General features: G+C 61.6%; 19 protein-coding genes. 11 read left to right on the forward strand and 8 right to left on the reverse strand.

Annotated features, from left to right (window positions below; genetic code table 11):
• Positions 1 to 53 precede the first annotated feature (53 nt).
• From ccmI to FY152_03190, 8 genes are all read left to right on the forward strand, one after another.
• The gene (gene ccmI, locus FY152_03155; GenBank protein ID UXS31135.1) at positions 54 to 1217 is read left to right on the forward strand and encodes a c-type cytochrome biogenesis protein CcmI; all 1164 of its coding nucleotides are present in this window, start codon (positions 54 to 56) and stop codon (positions 1215 to 1217) included.
• Positions 1214 to 1720: a cytochrome c maturation protein CcmE gene (ccmE, locus tag FY152_03160; GenBank protein ID UXS31136.1), complete on the forward strand. Its 507-nt coding sequence runs from the start codon at positions 1214 to 1216 to the stop codon at positions 1718 to 1720. The genes ccmI and ccmE overlap by 4 nt, the downstream gene beginning before the upstream one ends.
• Complete coding sequence (locus FY152_03165; GenBank protein UXS31137.1) at positions 1717 to 3708, forward strand: heme lyase CcmF/NrfE family subunit; 1992 nt, start codon at positions 1717 to 1719, stop codon at positions 3706 to 3708. Before ccmE ends, FY152_03165 begins: the two co-directional genes overlap by 4 nt.
• Positions 3705 to 4172 (forward strand): cytochrome c-type biogenesis protein CcmH, encoded by a 468-nt coding sequence (locus FY152_03170; protein UXS31138.1) that lies wholly within the window; start codon positions 3705 to 3707, stop codon positions 4170 to 4172. Before FY152_03165 ends, FY152_03170 begins: the two co-directional genes overlap by 4 nt.
• A gap of 154 nt (positions 4173 to 4326) precedes the next feature.
• Positions 4327 to 5880, forward strand: coding sequence for a Do family serine endopeptidase (locus FY152_03175; GenBank protein UXS31139.1), 1554 nt, complete (start codon positions 4327 to 4329; stop codon positions 5878 to 5880).
• A 301-nt stretch (positions 5881 to 6181) separates the two neighbouring features.
• Positions 6182 to 6940 (forward strand): response regulator transcription factor, encoded by a 759-nt coding sequence (locus tag FY152_03180; GenBank protein ID UXS31140.1) that lies wholly within the window; start codon positions 6182 to 6184, stop codon positions 6938 to 6940.
• A gap of 9 nt (positions 6941 to 6949) precedes the next feature.
• Complete coding sequence (locus FY152_03185) at positions 6950 to 8359, forward strand: HAMP domain-containing histidine kinase (protein ID UXS33196.1); 1410 nt, start codon at positions 6950 to 6952, stop codon at positions 8357 to 8359.
• Positions 8360 to 8426: 67 nt separating this feature from the next.
• Positions 8427 to 8852, forward strand: coding sequence for a DUF393 domain-containing protein (locus FY152_03190; GenBank protein UXS31141.1), 426 nt, complete (start codon positions 8427 to 8429; stop codon positions 8850 to 8852).
• A gap of 103 nt (positions 8853 to 8955) precedes the next feature.
• Here the strand turns inward: FY152_03190 and FY152_03195 are convergent, their stop codons facing one another.
• Entirely contained in the window at positions 8956 to 9819 is an 864-nt protein-coding gene (locus FY152_03195; GenBank protein UXS31142.1) for a MipA/OmpV family protein, read from the reverse strand.
• Positions 9820 to 10135: 316 nt separating this feature from the next.
• On the opposite strand from FY152_03195, the gene FY152_03200 reads away from it, so the two are divergent.
• Positions 10136 to 13105 (forward strand): bifunctional [glutamine synthetase] adenylyltransferase/[glutamine synthetase]-adenylyl-L-tyrosine phosphorylase, encoded by a 2970-nt coding sequence (locus tag FY152_03200; protein UXS31143.1) that lies wholly within the window; start codon positions 10136 to 10138, stop codon positions 13103 to 13105.
• Positions 13106 to 13321: 216 nt separating this feature from the next.
• On the opposite strand, the gene FY152_03205 is transcribed toward FY152_03200, so the two are convergent.
• The 3 genes from FY152_03205 to pepN form a co-directional block, all read right to left on the reverse strand.
• Positions 13322 to 15658, reverse strand: coding sequence for a PAS domain-containing protein (locus tag FY152_03205; GenBank protein ID UXS31144.1), 2337 nt, complete (start codon positions 15656 to 15658; stop codon positions 13322 to 13324).
• 237 nt (positions 15659 to 15895) lie between these two features.
• Positions 15896 to 16216 (reverse strand): carboxymuconolactone decarboxylase family protein, encoded by a 321-nt coding sequence (locus tag FY152_03210; GenBank protein ID UXS31145.1) that lies wholly within the window; start codon positions 16214 to 16216, stop codon positions 15896 to 15898.
• 130 nt (positions 16217 to 16346) lie between these two features.
• Positions 16347 to 18995 carry an aminopeptidase N gene (gene pepN / locus FY152_03215; protein UXS31146.1) on the reverse strand — a complete coding sequence of 883 codons (2649 nt, stop codon included), beginning with the start codon at positions 18993 to 18995 and terminating at the stop codon, positions 16347 to 16349.
• 430 nt (positions 18996 to 19425) lie between these two features.
• Here pepN and FY152_03220 point away from each other — a divergent pair, with 430 nt between their 5' ends.
• Entirely contained in the window at positions 19426 to 20364 is a 939-nt protein-coding gene (locus FY152_03220) for a DMT family transporter (GenBank protein ID UXS31147.1), read from the forward strand.
• A gap of 426 nt (positions 20365 to 20790) precedes the next feature.
• Here FY152_03220 and FY152_03225 read toward each other — a convergent pair whose 3' ends face one another.
• The 3 genes from FY152_03225 to FY152_03235 form a co-directional block, all read right to left on the reverse strand.
• The gene (locus tag FY152_03225) at positions 20791 to 20982 is read right to left on the reverse strand and encodes a hypothetical protein (protein UXS31148.1); all 192 of its coding nucleotides are present in this window, start codon (positions 20980 to 20982) and stop codon (positions 20791 to 20793) included.
• A gap of 152 nt (positions 20983 to 21134) precedes the next feature.
• A complete protein-coding gene (locus FY152_03230; GenBank protein UXS31149.1) occupies positions 21135 to 22046 on the reverse strand; it encodes a uracil-DNA glycosylase in 912 nt (303 codons plus the stop codon).
• A gap of 43 nt (positions 22047 to 22089) precedes the next feature.
• Entirely contained in the window at positions 22090 to 23388 is a 1299-nt protein-coding gene (locus FY152_03235; GenBank protein UXS31150.1) for an Hsp70 family protein, read from the reverse strand.
• Between the two features lie 302 nt (positions 23389 to 23690).
• Between FY152_03235 and FY152_03240 the strand changes: the two genes are divergently transcribed.
• Positions 23691 to 24668 carry a diguanylate cyclase gene (locus FY152_03240; protein ID UXS31151.1) on the forward strand — a complete coding sequence of 326 codons (978 nt, stop codon included), beginning with the start codon at positions 23691 to 23693 and terminating at the stop codon, positions 24666 to 24668.
• A 21-nt stretch (positions 24669 to 24689) separates the two neighbouring features.
• Here the strand turns inward: FY152_03240 and FY152_03245 are convergent, their stop codons facing one another.
• Positions 24690 to 25478 carry an SDR family oxidoreductase gene (locus FY152_03245; protein ID UXS31152.1) on the reverse strand — a complete coding sequence of 263 codons (789 nt, stop codon included), beginning with the start codon at positions 25476 to 25478 and terminating at the stop codon, positions 24690 to 24692.
• Positions 25479 to 25494: the final 16 nt, after the last annotated feature.

Raw genomic sequence — 25494 nt, forward strand, 5'->3', positions numbered from 1 at the left:
TCATTGCCGCGCTTCATGTTTCCATGTGCCGCGCATTCGAGTAATTGAGCCTTATGTTCTGGATTGTCGTTGCGATACTGACGGCGGCTGTCGCCATCGTCCTGATGTACCCGCTGATGCGGAAGACCGAGGTGGCTGAGACGCGCCGCCACGGCGAAGTCGCCGTCTATCGCGACCAGCTTGCCGAACTGGACCGTGAACGCGCCGCAGGCCTGATCGGCGAGACGGAGGCCGAATATGCCCGCGCCGAAATCGGCCGCCGGCTGCTTGCCGCTGCCGATGCCGGACAAAATGCTGAAAGCAGCACCCGACCGCTGAGGCACAATCTCGCCGCGACCCTCATCACCGTGCTGCTGCCGGCGCTCGGGCTCTGTCTTTACATCTGGAACGGCAGTCCGGATGCGCCGGACATGCCGCTCGAGGCACGTCTTGAAAAACCCGGCAACGACATGAACCTTCTGATCGCCCGGGCCGAAAGGCATCTGGCGGAGAACCCGAATGACGGCGCCGGCTGGGATATTCTCGCGCCGATCTATTTCAAGACGATGCGGCTCGGCGATGCCGAGCTTGCCTATCGCAACGCTATTCGTATTCTCGGATCGAGCCCGGAACGGCTGACGGGCCTTGGCGAGACGCTGGTGGCGGGCAATGACGGCATCGTCATCGAGGCCGCGCGCGACGCTTTTGCTGAGGCCGAACGGCTGAAGTTCGGCAATCCGCGCGCCCGCTTTTACCTGGCGCTTGCGCTGGAGCAGGCGGGCAAGGCGGAAGAGGCGCGTGCAGCCTTTGCCGCGCTGGCCGCCGATGCGCCGGCCGGCGCGCCATGGCTGCCGCTGGTGCGCGAACACCTTGCCCGGACCGGTGGCGCGGCGACCCCTGCCGCACCTGGCCCGACCGCAGGTGACGTGGCAGCGGCAAACGACATGACGCCTGCCGACCGGCAGGCGATGATCGAGGGCATGGTGGCAAGCCTTGACGCCAAGCTGAAGGATAACCCGGCTGATTTTGAGGGCTGGATGCGGCTGGTGCGCGCCTATTCCGTGCTGAAGAACGAAGCCAAGGCCGGAGAGGCCCTGCGGGCGGGACTGAAGGCTTTTCCGCCTGAGGGTGAGCAGGGCAGGCAGCTTCTGGCACTGGCGAAGGAGCTGGGCGTTTCCGCCGGGCCGCTTCGGGGGAACGCGCCGCAGAATGCGATGCCGCAGGGAGTGACGCAATGACCCGCAAACAGAAACGACTGGCGATCATCGGCGGCGGCATGAGCTTCATCGTTGCAGCCGTGCTGCTCGTCATGTTCGCCTTCGGCCAGTCCATCGCCTATTTCTACATGCCGGCCGATCTGGAGAAGACGCCGGTCGATCCCGGCACCCGCATTCGCCTTGGCGGGCTGGTGGCGGAAGGCTCCGTCAAGCGCGGCGAAGGCCGCACGGTGAGCTTCACCGTGACCGACGGCGAAGCGAACGTGCCGGTCAGCTATACCGGCATCCTGCCCGATCTCTTCCGCGAAGGGCAGGGCGTGGTGACGGAAGGCGTTTTTGATGCCGCCACCCACGGCTTCGTGGCCGACAGCGTGCTGGCCAAGCATGATGAGAACTACATGCCGAAGGAAGTGGCCGACCGGCTGAAGGACAAGGGCCTGTGGCAGCACACCGAAGAGGGCGGACAGCCTTCGGGCGCTGCGACTGAGGGGGCTTCGGCCGACAAGACCGGAGCGACGAAATGATCAACGAGATCGGCCACTATGTTCTGGTTCTGGCGCTTGGCGTCGGGCTGATCGTCTCGACCTTGCCGGTGATCGGCGCGCGGCGCAACGACCGGGCGCTGATGGATGTCGCCTCGCTCGGCTCCATCGTGATGTTCCTGCTGGTGGCCTTGTCTTTTGCTGCATTGACAAGGGCCTATGCCGTCTCGGATTTTTCCGTTCGCAACGTCTGGGAAAACTCCCATTCGCTGATGCCGACGCTCTACAAGCTGACGGGTGTGTGGGGCAACCACGAAGGCTCGATGCTGTTGTGGTTGCTCATTCTGGTGTTTTTCAGCGCGCTTGTTGCCGTCTTCGGTCGCAACCTGCCGGAAACGTTGAAAGCCAATGTGCTTTCCGTACAGGCGTGGATTTCCGTCGCCTTCCTGCTGTTCATCCTCCTGACGTCCAATCCGTTCCTGCGGCTGGAGCCGGTGCCGGCCGAGGGGCAGGACCTAAACCCGATCCTTCAGGATTTCGGTCTCGCGATCCATCCGCCGCTGCTTTATCTCGGTTATGTCGGCTTTTCCGTCTGCTTCTCCTTCGCTGTCGCAGCCCTTCTGGAAGGGCGCATCGATGCGGCCTGGGCGCGCTGGGTCAGGCCATGGACGCTTGCCGCCTGGACCTTCCTGACCGCCGGCATCTCCATGGGTTCCTATTGGGCCTATTACGAACTCGGCTGGGGCGGCTGGTGGTTCTGGGATCCGGTGGAAAATGCTTCCTTCATGCCCTGGCTTGCCGGAACCGCGCTCCTGCATTCGGCGCTCGTCATGGAAAAGCGCGAGGCGCTGAAAATCTGGACCGTGCTTCTGGCGATCATGACCTTTTCCCTGTCGCTGCTCGGCACCTTCCTCGTCCGCTCCGGTGTTTTGACCTCGGTCCATGCCTTCGCCACCGATCCGAGCCGCGGCATCTTCATTCTCGGCATTCTCACGATCTTCATCGGCGGAGCCTTTGCGCTGTTTGCATGGCGTGCGCCTTCGCTGAAAGCTGGCGGCCTGTTCGCGCCGATCTCGCGCGAGGGTGCGCTCGTCCTCAACAATCTGATCCTGACCGTCTCGACCGCGACCGTGCTGATCGGCACGCTGTACCCGCTCATTCTCGAGACCCTGACGGGCGAAAAGATTTCGGTCGGCGCGCCGTTCTTCAACCTCACCTTCGGCCTGCTGATGATCCCGATCCTGATCGTCACGCCCTTTGGCCCGATGCTGGCCTGGAAACGCGGCGATCTGCTGGGCGCCTTCCAGCGGCTTTATGTGGCGGCGGCGATTGCTGCCCTTGCCGGGCTAACGCTCTGGTACGTGGAAAATGGCGGTCCGGTGCTGGCGGCGCTCGGCATTGCGGCCGGTTTCTGGCTGATCCTCGGCGCGTTGGCCGATCTCTGGTATCGCGCCAATTTCGGCAAGCTGGCCTTCGGCATCGCGTTCCGTCGCCTGAAGGGCCTGCCGCGCTCGGCCTTCGGCACCGCGCTGGCGCATATGGGGCTTGGCATCACCGTGCTCGGCATCGTCATCGTCACCACCTTCGAGACCGAAACGGTGCTGGAAATGAAACAGGGCATGGTGGCGGAGGCGGGCGGCTACAGCCTCACCTTCGATGGGATCCGCCATGCCGTCGGCCCGAACTTCACCGAGGATCGCGGCCATTTCACCATCCGCAAGGCGGGCGTGGAGGTGGCCGATGTCTGGTCGTCCAAACGGCTCTATACCGCGCGCCGCATGCCGACGACGGAAGCCGGCATCCTGACCTTCGGCCTCAGCCAGCTTTACGTCTCGCTGGGTGACCCCATGGACGATGGCGGCATGGTGGTGCGCATCTGGTGGAAACCCTTCATCCTGTGCATCTGGGGCGGCACGCTGTTCATGATGGCGGGCGGTTTCATCTCGCTCTCCGACAGGCGGTTGCGGGTGGGTGCGCCGAACCGCAAGGCGAAGCCTGTACGGGCTGCAATGCCGGAGGCGGCGGAATGAGGGAGAGAGTGGTAAGGCTGGCTCTTTTTCTCACCCTCATCTTCGCTGCAGCCTCTCCGGCCTTCGCCTTCAATCCGGACGAGGTGCTGAAAGACCCCGTGCTGGAGCAGCGCGCCCGGAACCTCACCTCGCAACTGCGCTGCATGGTCTGCCAGAACCAGTCGATCGATGACAGCAATGCAGAACTGGCGCGTGATCTGCGCGTGCTGGTGCGTGAACGGCTGGTTCAGGGCGATAGCGACAATGCCGTCATCGACTATGTCGTATCGCGTTACGGTGAATTCGTGCTGCTGAAACCGCGCCTCAGCCTGCGCACCGTGCTTTTGTGGGGGGCGCCGATCGGCCTCACGCTTGCGGGAATTTTCGCCGTCTTCGTCTTTTCGCGCCGTCGCGCAACAGAGGAGCGGCCGCAGAAACTGAGTGCGGACGAAGAAGACAGAATTCGCAATCTCATTGAAAAATAACAGGTTTCCATTTCCGTCCCCGGTTCTTTTTCAACATTACGGATTTTTCATTCGTCAGACACTTCGCCGTAAGGTGTTGCCTCCTATATCTTCATCATCCACCGCTTCTCCCCCGGTCAAACGGGCTCCAGTTGAATGAAGAAAGAAGGTACCCATGTCTCACTCGCAAAACGGACGTTTCCCGCTGAAGACGGCCCTGAAGGCCACGACCGTCGGCGGTCTTGCCGCTCTGATGCTTTCGACCGGTATCGCCGCGCCGATTGTCCATTCCTTTGCCGCCCCCGTCGAAGTGAATGCGCCGCAGGTTCCGAGCTTCGCCAATGTGGTCGATGCGGTTTCGCCCGCCGTCGTTTCCGTTCGCGTCCAGTCGAACGTGCAGCCCGCTTCCGATGATTCCAGCAACTTCTCCTTCAATTTCGGCGGCCGTGGTCTCGACCAGCTGCCGGATGACCATCCGCTGAAGCGCTTCTTCAAGGAATTTGGCGGCCCCAACCAGGACCGTTCCGAGCGTGGCCCGAACCGCCACCGGGACGGCAAGGGTCCGCTGCGCCCGGTCGCTCAGGGCTCCGGTTTCTTCATCTCCGAGGACGGTTATGTCGTCACCAACAATCACGTGGTCGATGACGGTTCCGCCTATACGATCGTGATGAATGACGGCACCGAACTCGACGCCAAGCTCGTCGGTCGCGATCCGCGCACCGATCTCGCGCTGCTGAAGGTCGATGTGAACCGCAAGTTCACCTATGTGAAATTCGCTGATGACACCAAGATCCGCGTCGGTGACTGGGTCGTCGCCGTCGGCAACCCCTTCGGTCTCGGCGGTACGGTGACATCGGGCATCATTTCCGCCCGTGGCCGCGATATCGGCTCCGGCCCCTATGACGATTACCTGCAGATCGACGCGGCCGTGAACCGTGGTAACTCGGGTGGCCCCGCCTTCAACCTCAACGGTGAGGTCGTCGGCATCAACACCGCCATCTTCTCGCCCTCGGGCGGCAATGTCGGCATCGCCTTCGCTATCCCCGCATCGGTTGCCAAGGACGTGATCGCCGACCTGCAGAAGGACGGCAAGGTCGAACGCGGCTGGCTCGGCGTGCAGATCCAGCCCGTCAGCAAGGATATCGCCGAATCGCTCGGTCTTTCCGAAGCCAGCGGTGCGCTTGTCGTTTCGCCGCAGGCCGGCTCGCCGGGCGACAAGGCAGGCATCAAGCAGGGCGACATCATCACCGCCGTCAATGGCGAGCCGGTCAAGGATGCCCGCGATCTGTCGCGCCGCATCGGCGGCATGGCTCCCAATGCCAAGGTTGAAATCTCGCTCTGGCGCGGCGGCAAGTCGCAGTCGGTCACCGTAACGCTCGGCGATCTCGCCAGCGACGACGCTTCCAAGGCGACGCCGACCCAGAACGACGACAAGGGCAGCCAGTCCTCCAGCGAGAAGGTACTGTCCAGCCTCGGCCTGACGGTGACCCCCGCCGATGACGGCAATGGCCTTGCCATCACCGATGTCGACCCCGACAGCGATGCTGCTGCCCGTGGCCTGAAGACGGGTGAGAAGATCACCTCCGTCAACAACCAGCAGGTCGCTTCCGCCGCCGATATCGAGAAGATCCTCGAACAGGCCAAGAAGGACGGTCGCTCCAAGGCGCTGTTCCAGATCCAGACGGACGACGGCAGCCGCTTCATCGCGCTGGATATCGACCAGGGTTGATAACTCGAATGGCGATGCCGGTTCTTCGGGAGCCGGCGTCGCATCGCGCTCTTGAGACGGGGCGGTTGAGTATGGCAGGGCGCTACGGCCCGTTTCTTCTCCCCGCCGGGGAGAAGGTGGCCCGAAGGGTCGGATGAGGGGGGAACCTCTCGGTAAATCTCTGGCCTCGCCCCCTCATCCCGCTGCCGCGACCTTCTCCCCGGCGGGGAGAAGAAATAAGCGGCGCCCGCCTGATCCATAGGCGATTGTTCCGCCTTGAAGCGCGATGGTGCTTCAAGGCCAGGTCTTCGGAGGAAACCTCATGGAAAACAAGGTTCAGGAAATGTCTGTCGCATCTCTTTCCGGTTGTGCGGAAAAGGGCGAGGGCGCTATTGTCCCGCACATGAAGATTCTTGTCATTGAAGACGACCTCGAGGCTGCGGCCTATATGACCAAGGCGTTCCGCGAAGCCGGGATCGTGGCCGATCACGCCAGCGACGGTGAGAGCGGCCTGTTCATGGGCTGCGAGAACGCTTACGACGTGATGGTGATCGACCGCATGTTGCCGCGCCGCGACGGGCTTTCCGTCATCAGCGAGCTGCGTCGCCGCGGCATCGAGACGCCGGTTCTGATCCTTTCCGCGCTGGGGCAGGTGGATGACCGCGTCACCGGCCTGCGCGCCGGCGGCGACGATTATCTGCCGAAGCCCTACGCCTTTTCCGAACTGCTCGCCCGCATCGAGGTGCTTGGCCGCCGCAAGGGCAAGCCCGAGCAGGACATGGTCTACCGCGTCGGCGATCTTGAGCTTGACCGGCTGTCGCATGATGTCCGCCGGGGCGGCAAGGAAATCCTGCTGCAGCCGCGTGAATTCCGCCTGCTGGAATATCTGATGAAGAATGCCGGCCAGGTGGTGACCCGCACCATGCTTCTCGAAAATGTCTGGGACTATCATTTCGACCCGCAGACCAATGTCATCGACGTGCATGTCTCCCGCCTGCGCTCGAAGATCGAGAAGGACTTCGAGAAGCCGCTTCTGAAGACCATTCGCGGCGCCGGTTACATGATGAAGGACGAGGGCTGATTGGCGAAAATGGCCCGCCTCAGAATAGTGTTCCGGTCAACAGCGGTGCGCCTTTCGGCGCTCTATATCCTGCTGTTTGCGCTCTGCGCCGCCTTCCTGGTCTTTTATGTCACCGCCCTTTCCGAACGGCTGCTGAACCAGCAGACGCGCGATGCCGTCTTGCAGGAAGTCTCGGATGTGCAGCGCATCTATAGTCGCGGCGGCATCAACCCGCTGCTGAGGATGATGGAGCGCCGTGCCCGCCAGCCGGGGGCGAGCCTTTATGTCATCGCCGGGCCGAATGGCGAAATCCTTGCCGGCAACGTCGCCTCGGTACAGCCGGGCGTCTTCGACAGGGAAGGCTGGACGGGTTTTCCTTTCCGTTACGAGCGTTATTCCGAAAGCGGCGACAGCGTCCAGCACCTGGCAACGGCCAATATCTTCCTGCTGGATAACGGGTTGCGCATCCTGATCGGCCGCGACCTTGGCGAACCGACCAAGTTCCGGGCGCTGGTGCGCAACGCGCTGATGGTGGCGCTGGCCATCATGGGCGGCGGCGCGCTGCTCATCTGGTTCGGGATCGGCCGCAATGCGCTGAAACGTATCGACCGCATGTCGGCAGCAACCAAGAAGATCATGGCGGGCGATCTATCCCAACGCCTGCCACAGGGCCGTTCCGGCGACGAGTTCGACCGGCTTTCCGGTTCTCTCAACGCCATGCTCGGCCGTATCGAGAAGCTGAATGAGGGTCTGCGGCAGGTCTCCGATAATATCGCCCACGACCTCAAGACACCGCTGACGCGGCTGCGCAACAAGGCGGCCGCAGCACTTGACGACGATGACGAAAGCAGACGGCGTGCCGCACTTGAGGGCATCATTGCCGAATCCGACCAGCTCATTCGTACCTTCAACGCGCTGTTGATGATTTCCCGCGTCGAGGCCGGCTCGATTGCCGCCGAAATGACCGATGTGGACATGTCGGCAATCGCCGCCGACAGCGCCGAGCTTTACGAGCCGGTGGCCGAGGATGCCGGGCTTGTGCTTGAGGCCGAAATCGAGCCTGGCCTGTCCGTAAAGGGCAATCGAGAGCTGATTGGACAGGCGCTGTCAAACCTCATCGACAATGCCATGAAATATGCCTGTGAGGGCGAAGGTGACAAGAAACTCGTCGTTCGCCTTGTGACGGAGCCGGAAGCCATCGTGCTTTCCGTTGCGGACCATGGCCCCGGCATCCCCGCCGACAAGCGCGGCGAGGTGCTGAAACGCTTCGTGCGGCTGGACGAAAGCCGCTCCAAACCCGGCACGGGACTTGGCCTGTCTCTGGTAGAGGCCGTGATGGAACTGCATGGCGGATCGCTCGTGCTTTCAGACACGGACGCCTCGAATGCGGCCTGCCCGGGATTGACCGTTTCGATGGTGTTTCCCCTTCCCAAGCCGTAGACTGTGCCGTCTGGCGAGATTATCGCCGGCGAGATCGCTTCGTGATCGACAAAAGGACCTGCGACGGATGGCAAGCACATCTCCCTCGACCGGCGACCGACACCACCCGATCATTCTGTTCGATGCCGAATGCGTGCTGTGTTCCGTGAATGCGCATTTCGTGCTGCGGCATGACGCGGCCGGATATTTCCGGCTGGCATCCATGCAGGGAGACGTCGGTGCGGAAATTTACCGGCGACATGGCATGGACCCGAAAAACCCGGCCAGCCTGCTCGTCGTGGAAGGCGAAAGGGTGCGACAGGACAGCGACGCTATTCTGAGCATCTATGAGGCGCTTGGCTTGCCGTGGCGGCTGCTCACCGTCCTGCGCATCATTCCCGCATTTTTGCGCGATCCCGTTTATCGTTTTGCCGCGCGCAATCGCTACCGTTGGTTCGGAAAACGCGAGCAATGCTGGGTGGCGCCGCCGGAATACAGGGACAGGATCCTTTGACCCGGTGCGGGCTTCGGCCCGCGACATGCGGTAATCTCCGTGCAAGGGAAAGATGCGCGACTGACTTCGGCCGCGCACCTTCTTTCAGGCGGGATGCTCCGGATCAGAAGGTGTAGGCTACGCCCACCATCGCAAACGGCTGGATGTCCTTTTTCGACAGGGGACTGTCCTTGGCATCGCCCAGCAGGAAGCCGACACCGCCGGTGCCGGTGATCGACCAGTTCTCGGTCATGAGATATGCGACGGAAGCGCTGGCATCGATGCGCTTGAAGCCTGCCTTGGCGTCAAAGCGGCGCAGGCCCGACCGGGCGGACTGGGCCGAGGTGACGCCGAAATAGGATTTCATGTGCTTGTCGTCCGCCCAGGTGGCGGAAAGGTCCGCGCCGAGGATGAACTGGTCGACCTTGTGCGAAACGCTGGCGCCGACGGTTGCCGTCAGGCCTTCGCTGCCGTTGATGGTCTTGTCCACCTTCGCATAGACTTCGAAGGGATCGATGCCATAGGCAATGACGCCGCCGACCACGCCGCCCGCCTTGATGTCACCCATTCCGCGCAGGTTTTTCTTGTCGTCCTTTTCCTTGCGCCCGGCTTCCCATCCGCCCTTTACACCCAGTCTGAAGCCGTTGTGGTTCAGCAGGTTGACGGTGACGCCGCTGAAATCGATGCTGAGCGTGTCTCCATACTGAACGGACACCAGCGGAACCGCGCCCGCTTCCAGCTTGTCCGAGCCTTCATATTTGGGAGCGTAGGCAGCACCCACGCCGAGCGTGATCTTCCACTCGCTGGAACTGCTGTAGCGGGCATTGTCGAAATTGCCCTGCGGTTCGGCGAACCTGTCGGATTTGCCGATATCGGCAGCGAAGACGGGCGTAGAGACGGCCTGCGCCAGGGGCAGCGTGCCCAGGCACAAGGCCATCGCACGCAGGTTCTTTTGCCATTTCACTGTAAAAATCTGTTTCATGATCATATCCGTTGCAGCATCAAGCCTTGCAAAACCTGGGAGTCGGGTTTCGTTGAGGAGGACGCTACGCGGGCACAATTGCGGAGACATTACGCGAGATTGCCGGCCGCGACTGAAATGGCGCTTCCGCATGCCGGGACCTGGAAAAGATCGGTAAAAACGGTTTTCCTGATCGCAAAGCGCCCCGCATTTGTTACAACGCGGGGTGTATGCGCCCGAAAGCTTCGACAATCGCGGCGGCAGGACGATTTTGCGGGGAGTGATCCTTCCCGAAAGTCAGGCAGCGTCGAAGCGCAGGGCGCCCGGGAGAGGGAGAGAGACAGTGACGAAACGGGAAACCGCTGAAAGGCGGCTGAGCGAGGTTCTGCCGGGCGTGATCCGCCCCTATACGCAGACGGAACTGAAATCCGTTCTCTCGACGCTCAAGGATATTGCCAAGGCCGAACCGGCGGTGGCGACGCTACTCGCCGCCGAAAGCCCGCTGAAGGATTTCATCGCTGCGGCTTTCACGCTCTCGCCCTATCTGCGCGACATGGCGGCGGCGGATGAGGGGCTGCTGACGCTTGCGATTTCAAAGCCGCTCACGCCGCTGCTTGCGGATCTCGTCCGTGAAGCACGCGATTGCTGGAGGCCGGGCGAAGACGGCGGCGTGCCCGTCGAAAACGAAGTGATGTCGCGGCTGAGGGTCGCCAAGCGGCGGCTCTCCTTCGTCGCGGCGCTTGCCGATCTGGCGCGCATCTTCACCGCCCGCGATACGACGCGCTGGCTGAGCGAGATGGCGGATGCATCGCTTTCCGCCGCCATAGACCACCTGTTGCTGGCAGCCCATGAGAGCGGCAAGCTCAAACTGAAGAACGTGGCCGCGCCGAGCGAGGGTTCCGGCCTGATCGTGCTCGGCATGGGCAAGCTCGGCGCGCGCGAACTGAACTATTCCTCCGATATCGACGCCGTGGTGTTCTTCGAACCCTCAGCCGGCATCATGGACGATCCCTATGATGCGACGGAGAATTTCGGCCGCATGATGCGCCGTCTGGTGCGCATCATGCAGGAGCGCACGGCCGATGGTTACGTTTTCCGCACCGATCTACGGCTGCGGCCCGACCCCGGCTCGACGCCGCTCGCCATTCCCGTGGAAGCGGCGCTGCTTTATTACGAGGGCAGGGGCCAGAACTGGGAACGCGCCGCCTATATCAAGGCGCGGCCGGTGGCGGGCGACATCAAGGCGGGCGAAAACTTCCTGCGCGAGTTGACGCCCTTCATCTTCCGCAAATATCTCGATTATGCGGCGATTGCCGATATTCACTCCATCAAGCGGCAGATCCATGCCCATAAGGGCCATGGCGCGATTGCGGTGAAGGGCCACAATGTCAAGCTCGGGCGCGGCGGCATCCGCGAGATCGAGTTCTTCGCCCAGACGCAGCAGCTGATCGCCGGCGGCCGTATGCCGGCGCTTCGGGTGCGCGCAACGCAGGAGGCGCTTGCGGCGCTCACCGAAGCGAAATGGATCGATGCCGAAACGCGTGACAGCCTGACAGACGCCTATTGGTTCCTGCGCGAGGTGGAGCACCGCATCCAGATGGTGCGCGACGAGCAGACCCATGTGCTGCCGGACACCGACGCCGAATTGAAACGCATCGCCTTCATGCTCGGTTTTGAGGACACCAAAGCCTTTTCGGAAAAGCTGGAAGAGGTGCTGCGGCTGGTGGAGCGCCGTTATTCGGCGCTGTTCGAACAGGAAACGAAGCTCTCCGGTGAGGCCGGCAATCTGGTCTTCACCGGCCAGAAGGACGACCCCGATACGTTAAAGACGCTTTCCACCCTTGGTTTTCAGCGGCCGGAGGATATTTCCCGCGTCATCCGCACCTGGCACAATGGCCGTTACAGGGCGACGCAATCGGTGGAGGCGCGCGAGCGGCTGACGGAGCTGACGCCGGACCTGTTGCGCGCCTTCGGTGAAAGCAAACGCGCGGATGAGGCGCTGCTGCGTTTCGACAATTTCCTCTCCGGTCTGCCGGCCGGCATCCAGCTCTTTTCGCTGCTCGGAAACAACCCGGCGCTGCTCGACCTGCTGGTGACGATCATGTCGTCCGCACCGCGCCTTGCCGAAATCATCGCCGCCCGTCCGCATGTCTTCGACGGCATGCTGGACCCGGCATTGATGAGCGACGTGCCGACGCGCGATTATCTCGCCCACCGCATGGGCAATTTCCTCTCCAATGCCCGCCATTACGAGGATATTCTCGACCGTCTGCGCATCTTCGCCGCCGAACAGCGTTTCCTGATCGGCGTCCGGCTGCTGACCGGCGCGATCCGTGGCGAGGTCGCCGCCCGCGCCTTCACCCATCTTGCCGATCTGGTGATCGAGGCCGCGCTCAATGCCGTTCTGGCGGAAATGGAAGCGGCGCATGGGCCTTATCCCGGCGGGCGCGTGGCTGTCATGGGCATGGGCAAGCTCGGCTCCTTTGAGCTGACGGCCGGTTCGGATGTCGATCTCATCCTGCTTTATGATTATGACGATGCCGCCCATGAATCGACCGGCGCAAAGCCGCTCGATGTTGTGCGTTATTTCACCCGCGTCACGCAAAGGCTGATTGCGGCGCTTTCCGCGCCGACGGCGGAGGGCGTGCTTTACGAGGTGGACATGCGGCTTCGCCCCTCCGGCAACAAGGGCCCGGTGGCGACGCGCATTTCTGCCTTCGAGAAATACCAGCGCGAGGAAGCCTGGACCTGGGAACATATGGCGCTGTCGCGCGCCCGCCTGATCTGCGGCGATGCCTCGCTGATGGAGGATGCGCGGCGCATCATCGCCTCCATCCTTTCCCAGAAACGTGACGTGGCCAAGGTCTCCGCCGATGTGCTGGAGATGCGCAGCCTGATCGAGCAGGAAAAGCCGCCGGAAAACAACTGGGATTTCAAGCTCATCAATGGCGGGCTGATCGACCTCGAATTCATCGCGCAATATCTGGCGCTGGTGGGGCCGGTGAAGGGGCTTGCCGCGCATGAACCGGGGCGCAACACGGCCGAGGCGCTGCAGGCGCTCGCTGCCCCTGTCATGGAGCCGCAGGCCTTTGATGATTGCATGGCGGCGATGGCGCTCTACACCGAAATCTCGCAAATCGTGCGGCTATGCATCGACGGCGCCTTCAACCCGAAGGAAGCGCCGGCGGGCCTCACCGATCTCGTCTGCCGGGCGGGGGATTGCCCTGACATTCCCACACTGGAGGGGGAGGTGAAGCGGCTGGCGAAGGCGGTGCGCAAGGCGTTTGTGGGGACGGTGAAGAATGGTGGGTGAGGCTTCACCCCCCTCTGCCCTGCCGGGCATCTCCCCCTCAAGGGGGGAGATCGATATGCGGCAACGGCGCGATCATCTCAAACGTTGCGAATTTGGCGGGGAGCATCCGTCTAGCTGATCTCCCCCCTTGAGGGGGAGATGCCCGGCAGGGCAGAGGGGGGTATCACGCACTCTACCTGTACATATTGCAGGTCAGTCAGCGCCCCCGACGCTACCTCAATGCACCGTCCCGCAGCACCCCGCCGCATGCGGAATGATGATCGTCACCACCGTGCCACGGCCCTCACACGAGCGGATTTTCATCGTGCCGCCATGCAGCTTCACGAGCGAGCGGGAAATCGCAAGCCCGAGGCCGGAGCCGCCCTGGCTCTTGGCATATTGGCTCTGCACCTGTTCAAAGGGCTGGCCGATCTTGTTGAGCGCCTGGGCGGGAATGCCGATGCCGGTGTCTGCGATGGTAAGGATCATCGCGGCCTGATGCACATGGGTGCGCAGCGCGATGCGACCGCCATCGCCGGTGAATTTCACGGCGTTGGAGAGCAGGTTGAGCATGATCTGCTTCATGGCGCGGCGGTCGCCCTGCATGGTCAGCCCAGCGCAGACCTTCTGCTGCACGGTGATGTTCTTCTGCTCGGCCTGAATGGCGGTCAGCCGCAGGGTTTCCTCGATCAGCGGCGCGAGATCGATCGTCTCGCGGTTGATGCGCATATGGCCCGCCTCGATCTTCGACATGTCGAGAATATCGTTGATGACGTTGAGCAGGTGTTTGCCGCTATCGTGAATATCGCGGGCATATTCGGAATATTTCGGCGAGCCGACCGGTCCGAACATCTCATTCTGCAGGATGTCGGAAAAGCCGAGGATGGCGTTGAGCGGCGTGCGCAGCTCATGGCTCATATTGGCGAGGAATTCGGATTTCGCCCGGTTGGCAGCCTGCGCGCGCTCTTTTTCGGCGAGGTAATTGGCGTTGGCGTCGGAAAGTTCGGTCTTCTGCCGCTCCAGCTTGTGCTGCGAGGCAGAGAGGTCGCCGATGGTGGCCATCAGCCGGCGTTCGGAATCGCGCAGGCGCTCCTGATGACGCTTCAGAAGGGTGATATCGGTGCCGACCGCGACGAGGCCGCCATCGCGGGTGCGGCGCTCGTTGATCTGCAGCCAGCGGTCATCGGCAAGCTGCACTTCGGTGGTGCGCGACAGGCCTGATTGATCGGGGTCAGCAACCCGCCGCTCCACCACCGGGCGGGCGGCGGCCGCATGCACGGTGCTTTTTTCAGTACCCGCCACCAGCACGCTGTCCGGCAGGCCATAGGCCTTCTGGTAATGGGTGTTGCACATCACCAGACGGTCGTTCTTGTCCCACAGCACGAAGGCTTCCGAGGTGGATTCGATGGCGTCGGCAAGGCGCTGGTCGGCCTCGGCGTAGCGTTGCGCAAGGCGATGCTGCTCGGTCACATCCATGGCGATGCCGATGACGCGCGGGCCGTTATTGGTGCGGATGACCTGGGCGCGGGCGCGCAGCCAGACATAATGGCCCTTGGCATGGCGCATGCGGAAGATTTGGTCGATCTGGCGCAGGTTGCCGCAGCCGACGGCGCGGGCAAGCTCATAGAGATTGCCGTCTTCGGAATGCATCATCCGGGCCGCGTCGGAGAAGGAAAGCGGTGCGGCCTTCGGCGGCAGCCCGAGAATTTCATAAAGCGAACCGGACCAGAACATGCGCCGGCTGGAAAGATCGAAATCCCACAATCCGCAGCGGCCGCGAGACAGCGCGGTCTCGACCCGCAGGTTGGATTCGGCGAAGATGTCGTCGGCGTCGCGGGCACGCTTCACCTGCATGTAATAGGCATAGAGCACGACGAGCAGGATCGAGGAGATGCCAGCGAACAGCGTCACGTTCATGGCAATTTCGCTGCGCCAGAAAGAACGGATCGGCTGCAGCGAGCGGGCCGCGATCACCATCGCGCCATCGTCACCGAAGGGGATCATCGTCGCATAATGCTGCTGGCCGTCAATATTGGTCTCGATGGTGCCGGGCGAGCCGGGGAAGCGCTGCACGATGGCGATTTCCGGAAGCAAAGCCGGCAGCGACGTGCCGATATAAAGCATCGCTTCCTTGCCGGCGCCTGCGAAAATGCGGCCATTGCTGCCGGAGAGAAGCACCATGGTGCCGTCGGCAAGGCTGCCGGACGGCAGCGCCGCAACGAGGGCGGCTTCTGCCTGGGTGCGCTCCTGCGAGGCGAAGACCGAACCGTTATTGAGAAGAGCCGCCTTGGCAGTCAGCGCCGTCAACGCCGTGGAGTGGCGGGCGGCCTCTTCCATGCGGCCGTATTCGGCAGCGATGCCCAGCATGCGTGACGCAGCGACGACGACGAGGAAGGCGAGGATGAGAATGGGGATCAGGCGCTTCAGCAGGGTCTCGACCTGCAAGACCGGGCGGTCGGAGCCATTCATCAAACCCATCAGGTCGCTGGAGAGTCTTTCGCTCCAGGCCGCAAGATCAGAAAATTTGGCATACGGCCGCTCATCGCCCGCAGTCGCCCGCCGCACGTTCGTCATTGTCCCGCCTTCAAGATGTCCCCAGTGATTCGAAGCGCCGCCGCTCGAATATGACTAGTGAATCAAATGCGATTCGCCGTGTCCAGAGGCAAAAGTTAAAAGAATTTTAACCCCTTGAACCGACTCCGTATTTTTTCGGGACGGTTTGTTTCCGCTCTGTCGAAGGCGGGAATTATGAACGAAATCAGTGAGCCGGCAATCTGATCCGGTCTTTGCGGAACGTCGCTGGAACAGGCGTCAGGCTCCGTCGAAGGCGTCGAGAGCCGGGCCAAGCGCGCTGATCACGCCATTGCCCGCAGCGGGAAGACCGGTCAGCACTGCACTGATGATATCGTCGCGGCTTGCGCCCCGCACCTTGGCTTCCATCACGTGAAAGGCAAGACCGCTTTCCAGACGCAGGGCGGCAAGAATGCCGATATAGATCAGGCTCTGCGTTTTCACATCGAGCGTGGACGCCGCGCCTAGACCCTGCACGGCCTGAAACCATGCCGCCTTGTGGGCCGGAGCATCGGTCATGAAGCGCTGAAACGAAGCGCTGGTCTTGGACATGTCCTTCATTTGAAATTCCTTTCCGGTCTTCAGCCGTTCCCGGCCCCTCGCGAACCATCCTGTCGCGCAACGCAATACGCCGCCTTGATGGCGATCAAGACGGCGTATCGGCATTGTCCGGAGTTTTGGCGTGGGGCGGTCAGCCCTTCAGGATGCGCCCGACGATGTCGCTTACATCCGTCGACAGCCCCTTGGCGTCGGCGATCGTCGAAAGCGCCGCCTTGGCGTGTTCGGCACGGCTTGTCTCCAGCGACCGCCAGGAGCGCATGGATGTGAGAATGCGGGCGGCAAGCTGCGGATTGCGCTTGTCGATGGCGATGATCTGTTCCGCCAGGAACCGGTAGGCCGCGCCATCGGCACGGTGGAAGCCGGTGGGATTGGCGAAGGCAAGCGTGCCGACGAGCGAGCGTACCCGGTTCGGGTTGGTGGCGATGAAATGTTTCGATTTCATCAGCGCCTTGATCCGGTCGAGCGCACCGTCGCCGGGAATGGCGGCCTGCAGCGAGAACCACTTGTCGAGAACGAGCGCATTGTCGGCAAAGCGTGTTTCGAAGGCGGCAAGCGCTTCCTTTGTTTCCGCGCTTTCCGGGAAACGCTGGGTCAGGACGCTAAGCGCATGGGCGAGATCGGTCATGTTGGTGGCGTCGGCAAAGGCCTTCGCCGCACGGGCCGGCGTCTCCTCGGCAAAGGCGAGATAGGTAAGCGCGCCGTTGCGCAGCGAGCGGCGTCCAGCGCTTTCCGCGTCCGGGCTGTAGGCCTCGCCGTCAGCCGTGCTGTCGGCAAGCCGCCGCAGCGTTTCGAGCCCGGCCGTCGCAATGGCCTTGATGGTGGCGTTACGCGCCTTGTGGATGGCGTCCGGATCGTTGTCGCCGCCCATTTCGCGGGCAATATCCGTTTCGCTCGGCAAGGCCAGTGCCTGCGCCCGGAAGGCGGGCTCAAGGGCGTCGTTGCCGATGATTTCGATGAGCGTTGCGGTCAGTTCCGCATCCGTTTGAACGTCCTTGCCGTCCTGGACGGCCCTGGTGGCGGCAATCAGCGCCGGTAGGGCAAGATCGGTCAGCGCCTGGAAGCGGGCGAACATATCCGTCTCATGCCGGGCGATCTGCACCAGATCGGCCGCATTCTGCTCGAAATCCAGATTGATCGGCGCCGAGAAGCTGCGGTTGATCGACAGCACCGGCCGCGAGGAAATGCCGGAGAAGGAGAATGTCTGGTTGCGTTCGGTCAGGTGCAGCACGCCATCGCGATAGTCGCCGCCCTCGACGGCCTGCGGCGCGGCGATCTGGCCGTTATCGAGGATCAGCGCCAGCGACAGCGGAATGTGACGTGGCTGTTTCACCGGCTGGCCGGGCGTCGGCGCGGTCGTCTGTTCCAGAGTGAGTTTGAATGTGGACTTGCCCGCATCATAAGCCGAGGAGACGGAAACCAGCGGCGTGCCCGCTTCGGTGTACCACAGAGAAAACTGCGAAAGGTCACGGCCGCTGGCATCCGCGAAGCTCCTGACGAAATCCTCGACGGTGGCGGCTTCGCCGTCATGGCGCTCGAAATAGAGGTCCATGCCCTTCTTGAAGTCGTCCGCGCCGAGGATCGTGGCGATCATGCGGGTGACTTCGGCGCCCTTTTCATAAACGGTCGTCGTGTAGAAATTGTTGATTTCACGATAGGTATCGGGGCGCGGCGGATGCGCCAGCGGGCCGGAATCCTCGGGAAACTGCTCCGATTTCAGGTGACGCACATCGGCGATGCGCTTGACCGGGCGTGAGCGCATGTCAGCGGAAAATTCCTGATCGCGATAGACCGTCAGGCCTTCCTTCAGGCAAAGCTGGAACCAGTCGCGGCAGGTGATGCGGTTGCCGGTCCAATTGTGGAAATATTCATGCGCGATGATGCGCTCGATATTGGCGTAGTCAGCGTCGGAGGCGGTTTCCGGGTCGGCCAGCACGAACTTGTCGTTGAAGACGTTGAGACCCTTGTTCTCCATCGCGCCCATGTTGAAATCAGACACGGCGACGATCATGAAAATATCGAGGTCGTATTCGCGGCCGAAGCGCTCTTCGTCCCATTTCATCGAACGCTTCAGCGCATCCATGGCATAGGCCGCACGCGGCTCCTTGCCATGTTCGACGTAAATCTTCAGCGCCACCTCGCGGCCGGACATGGTGGTGAATGTGTCTTCGACCACGCCGAGATCACCCGCGACAAGCGCGAAGAGGTAGCTGGGTTTCGGATGCGGATCGAACCAGGCCGCAAAGTGACGGCCTTCATCGTAGTTGCCGCCGCCGAGGAAATTGCCGTTCGACAACAGCAGGGGATTGCCTTCCTTCGCCGCGATGATCGTCACCGTATAGGGTGCCAGAACATCCGGGCGGTCGGGGAAATAGGTGATACGGCGGAAACCTTCCGCCTCGCATTGGGTGCAATAGACGCCATTGGTGCGGTAAAGCCCCATCAGCTGCGTATTGACCTGCGGATTGATGTAATTGGTGACGCAGATTTCGAAGGGCGCCTCAATCGGCAGATTGCGGATGCTCAGGCTTTCCGGCGTGGCGTCATATTGGCCGGCGGGAAGCTCCACCTGATCGAGCAGCAGCCCCGAAAGCTTCAGCTCGTCGCCATCGAGAACGAGGGGAGCTGTCTCGTCAGCGCCTTCGCGCCGGTGAAAGATCAGACGGGCTTCGACCTTGGTATTCTTGGGGTCGAGTTCGAAGGTGAGATCCACCCGCTCCAGAACGAAATCGGTGGGGCGGTAATCTGCCAGGTGAACGATCTGGCCCGTGTCTGTTCGCATGACTGTTCCTGAATAACTTTGTCGTTGTCCTCCGGGCATCATGTCGTCATAAGGCCCGGATGTAAAATAGGTGCAGTATTCGTCACGTTCATGTGCGCGTCGGAGGACATTCTGTCCCGCCATGGAAGGCTTTTCCGGCCCCGCAGACGATCCTCCCGCTGCCGGACCTGCGGACCATCGCAGCAAATGTTGAACGATTGCTGAAATTGTATTTTATTTTCTTCAAATTTTAGCGTGCCTCGCCTGTATTGGACAAAAGCAATGTCCTGTTACGGTCGGATCAACCGAATTCATGGGCGAATAACATTTTTTGATGTAAAGGGCGGGAGGAATGCTCTAGCCTTGCATAAATCCAATTCCCCTGCGTTGTCCTTCCCCGCATGAAAATTTCCCGATGGCGTGTTTGCGCAGCCGATATGAGTAACTGCCAATGAACGCCGAGCCGACAAATCCCTTTCGCGGGATAAGCATGAAGCTGATTTCGGTCGGCTTTTTTCTTGTCATGCAGACGTGTATCAAGGCCGCCGGTCCCGATGTGCCGGCCGGCCAGATCACCTTCTTCCGCTCCGCTTTCGCTATTATCCCCATCGTCGTTTATCTGGCCTGGCTGCATGCGCTGACAAGCGCGCTGCATACCAACAACCTGCTTGGCCATTTCAAGCGCGGTTTTCTCGGCATCCTGTCCATGGCCTGCGGTTTTTATGGGCTGACCATGCTGCCGCTGCCGGAATTCATCGCCATCGGTTACGCGTCGCCGCTGCTGGCCGTGGTCTTTGCGGCCTTCATTCTGCGTGAGAAAGTGCGTATCTATCGCTGGAGCGCGGTTTTCGTCGGCATGATGGGCGTGCTGGTGATTTTATGGCCGAAGATGACGCTTCTGAGAGAGGGCGGCTTTGCCTCCGGCGAAGGGCTGGGCGCGATTGCCGTGCTTTGCGGCGCAGCACTCGGTGGCCTCGCTATGATTCAGGTGCGGCAATTGGTGGACACGGAAAAGACGCCGACCATCGTGCTTTATTTCTCACTCACCGCCACATTGCTGTCGCTGGTGAGCGTGCCCTTCGGCTGGAGCGACCTGGACGCCAGGCAGTCCATCCTGCTGATTACCAGCGGCATTTGCGGCGGCGTTGCACAAATCTTCCTGACGGAGAGCTATCGCCACGCGGAAGTCTCCACCATCGCACCTTTCGAATACAGCTCCATCGTCTTCGGCATTGTCGTCTCCTATATCCTGTTCGGAGACGTGCCCACCATCACCATGCTGATCGGCACGGCAATTGTTATCATGGCGGGCATCTTCATCATCTTCCGCGAGCATCAGCTGGGGCTGGCGAGACGGGCGGCGCGCAAGGCCTCGACACCGCAGGGGTGAGGGAGCCCAAATCTACGCGTCTTGCATGTTCGCAGGATAAGCGCGCGGCATTCTCATCCGCTGAATTTCACGAAAAATGCTTCTTCTCCGTCATCCCGGCCTTGAGCCGGGATCCAGCCGAGGCGCGTCTGCGCGGCGAGAAGAGTCGTTTCAGCCCAAGGACTTGGGCTGGCTGGATTCCGGCTCAAGGCTGGAATGATGGAGCCCGAAGACGCATGGCGGAGGACGAGACGAGAGTGCAGTTTTCGCCTCAACTGGCATTGGCGGAAGAAGAAACGGCCGGGCGACACTGCAACCCTGTGAGTCGGCTCAAGACCCTGTCGCAGCCTCGCGAAAAACACGCAAAAGCAAAAGGCGCCTTCCCGAAGAAAGACGCCAGCGCGCAATCATCTATATGGACAGGATTTTACGCCTGCCTGAATGCTCTCAGCGCTCGCGGAAATCCGCGAAGACAGCTGCGGGACGTGTGACGCGAACCTGCTGCATGGCAGCACGCGCGGTCAGCTGTTCGTTAGCGGCAGCGCCGAAACGATGGTAACCCTGACTGGAACGAGGGCCGAGGCCTGCCAGACGGAGTGTTTCAAAGCCGGAATGCACCGGACGGAAGCGAGTGGTCATTGCCTTGGTTCCTTAAACCGAATTCCTCCCAAGACATGGCGCCTATATCGCAGCGCAGCATGGATTCGGCAAGGCGGCCAAATGCGCCGCTGTTATGCGCATTGTGCATGGCTTTTTTCATAATTCGTTTACACTGAGCAAGAATAAGGCAATCAGCCTTCGGAGATTTTTGCCTGAAACGCTAATAAATCCTGCCATGCCAATGACTTGGAGGCAGGCGCGTTCAAAAGTTCCTGCGGATGCAGGCTGGCCAGAGCTGGCAAAACCATATGTCCGGCTGCGACATCACGCCACTGTCCGCGTAGCGTATGGATCGTTCCGGTGCCGCCAAAAAAGAAACGTGCGGTCAAGTTGCCCAGAAGCAACAGGTATTTCGGCTCCGCAAGAGCGATCTGACGCTCGATGAAGGGGCGGCAAATATCCATTTCGGCCTGAGTCGGCGGGCGGTTGCCCGGCGGTCGCCAGGGCAGGACATTGCCGAGCAGGATCGCGCTGCGCTCAAGGCCGATGGCCGCCAGCATCCTGTCGAGCAGCAGCCCCGTCTTGCCGGCAAAGGGCAGGCCCTCGCGGTCGTCATCCGCATCCGGCATGGGACCGATGACCATGATGGCGGAGGCAGGATTGCCCTCGGTGAATACGGTGTTGCGGGCGCTGTTCTTGAGGTTGCAGCCGCTGAACCCCTCAAGCGCGGTTTTCAGTTCGGAAAGAGACCGCGCACTTTCCGCCGCAAAACGGGCGGCTGCCACGGCCTGTTCGTCCGGCACGGCGACATTTTGCTGAACGGCCGGTTGCTGAAGTGCGCCGGCCTGCACAGCACCTCTTGCCGGAGCGTTGCGCCCCGGCGCCTGCCGCTGCGACGTCTCGGCATGGCGTTCTGCCCCACCGGTCTCCATCCGGCGGGCGGGTGCCTCTTGCCCGGCTGCCGGGCGGGCAGCGCGGGCGGCGGCAAATTCGGCGAAACGGTCGAGCGGACTGTCCTCCAGCAACCAGTCCACGCCCGCATCCGCATGGAAATGCAGGAGGGCGGCAAGTTCGGCCGGGGAGAGGTCGTGAGCGGCGATCATGGCTGGAAATTATCCCATGTTCGCCGCCCGGGGAACCCGTAAATCACGCTGTCCAGCGCTGAATGTCACCGCTTTCGCCGATCATTGCGAGACCATGGGCAATCGAGAGCAATTCGCCGCCGGTTTCGATCCGGTCCGCATCGAAACGGCGGGTGAAAAGCTCCCGCACCGCCGGTACGAAGGAGGTGCCGCCGGTCAGGAACACCTTGTCGATTGCATCCGGTGCGACCTGCGTCTTTTCCAGAACCTCGTCCAGTGCGCCCTCGATCTTGGCAAGGTCCTCGGCGATCCAGTTGTTGAAATCGCTACGCTTGACCGTCTTGCGACCGGCCCTACCGAGCGGCGCGAAATTGAACTCCGCTTCCTCGGACGAGGACAGCGCCATCTTGGTAGCGGAAATCGACTGATAGAGCGGATAACCCTCATCATGCTCCACAAGATCGATGAAGAGTTCGAGTTTTTCCGGTTCCAGCGCCGAGCGCACCAGCGATTTCAGGTCGGTGAATTCCTTCGAGGTCTTGAAGATCGACAGCTGGTTCCAGCGGCCGAAATTGACGTAATAACCGGAGGGCACATCCAGCACCTTGTCGAAGCTTTTGAACTTGCTGCCCTTGCCGATTTCCGGCGAGACGAGATTGTCGATCATACGGAAATCAAAATGGTCGCCCGCAACACCCACGCCCGAATGACCGATGGGAGTGGCGGAAAGCTTGCCGGCATGGGTCTCGAAACGGATCAGTGAATAGTCTGTCGTGCCGCCGCCGAAATCAGCCACCAGCACGTTGGCATCCTTTTTCAGGCTCTGGGCGAAATAATAGGCGGCCGCCACCGGCTCGTAGACATAGTGGATTTCCGGAAAACCAGCCCGGCCCAGCGCCTCGTTGTAACGGGCAAGCGCCAGCGCCTCGTCCGGATTGCTGCCCGCGAAACGCACTGGCCGGCCGGCGATGACGGTGGAGACGTCGCCCGGCCATTCCGCACCCGCATAGGTCTTCAGCTTGCGCAGGAATACATCCATCAGATCTTCGAAGCTCTGGCGCTTTGCGAAGATGAGCGTGCCCTGGAAGAGCGGCGAGGCCGCGAAGGTCTTGATGGATTGCAGAAAACGGCAATCGCCCGCATTGTCGATGAATTGCCGGATGGCGGCATGGCCAGCTTCCACATGCAGGGCGGCAGCGCCCAGGCCAGAATCCTTCATGAAGGAGAGTGCCGTGCGCATGCTGTCATCCGTGCCCGCGCTGCTGGTGAAACGCATGGAGCGGCTGTCGCCGCCGCCATTGGAAAGAGCCATGACCGTGTTGGTCGTGCCGAAATCGAGGCCGAGAGCCCGCTTTTGCGTCATCGCCATATTCCTTGTCGCCGATAGATATAACCGCCCGGCCTTGGAAGCGGCCCGGCGTGAAAATAAGGGATGCCCTTGGCGTCCCGATGTCAGAGGAGGGCGGTTGATTGCATAAGCCCGGCGGAATGGCAAGCGCCGCGCTCGCGTTTATTGTGACATTTGCATGAAGTAATCACCGTCGACGGAACGGAGTCTTGTCGGTTGCATTAAATATTTTTTTGCATAAGCCGAGTATAAGGCTGAAATATAGCGTTTAAGAGCAGTTTATTTTTATATTTGTTGCGTTTGTAGACGGAGCCTCAATGTCCCGCAAGTCGGCCCGTTCCTTGCCTGAAGAAGTGCCGTCGGAGCAGCCCGCCCTCGTGCGCGGCGACGCGGAAGACCTTAATCGTCACCTCATGGAGCTGATGGAAGCGTCGCAGCAGGGTTATGCCCTTTTTGACGGCGGCGACACGCTGCGTTTTGCCAACTCCGCGTTCCGCCTGGCCCTTGGCATGGGGCCGGAAGATTTCCCGACATGGGTGGAGCTGATGCGCAGCGGCTACCACAACGCCAGTGGCACGGCCATAGAGACCACCGATTTCGAACTGTGGCTGCGTTCCGCCAGAACGAGGCGCGGCAAATTACCCTTCCGCACCATCGAGACCAGCCTGACTGACGGGCGCTGGATATTGACCACGGAAACGACGCTGCCGGGCGGCTGGATGCTGTGCGTGGTCACCGATGTCTCCGAACTCGGCATCGAATTGCGCGATCTGCGGCAGGAGCGTGACAGGGCGCTGAAATCGGCGCTGAGCGATGAACTCACTGGCCTCGGCAACCGCCGTTACGCCATGGATAGCCTCAACCACATGCTCGGTCCCAACAAGGCCCAGGCCCTTGCCGTCATCATCATGGATATAGATCACTTCAAGGCGGTGAATGACCGTTTCGGCCATGCGAGCGGCGATATGGTGCTGAAGGATTTCGCCGGTCGCCTCTGCGCCGCCCGCGGCCGCGACGATCTGATCGGGCGGATCGGCGGCGAGGAGTTTCTGCTCGTTCTCGGCGGCTCGCGCATGCTGAGTGCGCAAAACATCATGCAGACATTGCTGGCATCGTTGCGCGAGGCATCACCGCTGAGTGATGTGCCGGATTTCCGCTATAGCTGCTCGGCCGGCATTGCCTTTGCCAATCCCGGAGAGAGCGCCAGCGATGTGTTGCGCCGTGCCGACACGGCGCTTTATGAGGCCAAGAATACGGGCCGAAACCGCGTCGTGGTCTACGGAGCGGCCTCTTGAGCGGCCCGGTTCCTTTCGGCGTCAGTTCGACTTCGCCGCGCCGCCATCTACCCTGAGCATCGTGCCGGTGATGTAGCTTGCCGGTACCGAGCAGAGGAAAGCGCCGGCGGCGGCGAATTCCTCCACCGTGCCGAGCCGGCCGGCCGGAATGCTCTTGACGGAGGCCTCGCGAATTTCCTCGACGCTTTTGCCCAGGCGCTTGGCGTTGGCGCCATCCAGCTCGTCGATGCGGTCGGTGTGGATGCGGCCGGGCAGGAGCAGGTTGGAGGTGATGCCGAAACCGGCGACTTCCGAGGACAGCGTCTTGCTCCAGCCCACCAGCGCCCCGCGCAGCGTATTGGAGAGCGCCAGATTGGGGATGGGTTCGAACACGCCGGAGGAGGCGACGGTCAGGATGCGGCCAAAGCCCTGTTCCTTCATCTGCGGCAAAAGCGCGTTGGTGAGCGTGATGACGCGCAGCACCATCGACTGGAAGAACGTCTCCAGCTTGTCCGTCGTGATCTCCTGTGCAAGGCCCGGTGTCGGGCCGCCGGTGTTGTTGACGAGAATGTCGATGCCGCCGAGCTTGTCCTTGACCGCCTGAACCATGCTCTCGATGAAATTGTCATCGGCAAGATCGCCCCAGACCCAGTCGGCCTTGCCCTTGCCGAGCGCATTGATCGCCTTGCAGTTCGCATCCAGCTTCTCACCGCTTCTGCCTACGAGAAGAACATTGGCGCCTTCTTTCGCCAGCGCCGTGGCAATGCCCAGCCCAAGGCCGCGTGAGGAGGCGAGAACGAGGGCGCGTTTGCCGGAAATGCCGAGATCCATGGGTTGTGTCCTGTCT

This window comes from Agrobacterium tumefaciens, assembly GCA_025560025.1.
Lineage (GTDB): Bacteria > Pseudomonadota > Alphaproteobacteria > Rhizobiales > Rhizobiaceae > Agrobacterium.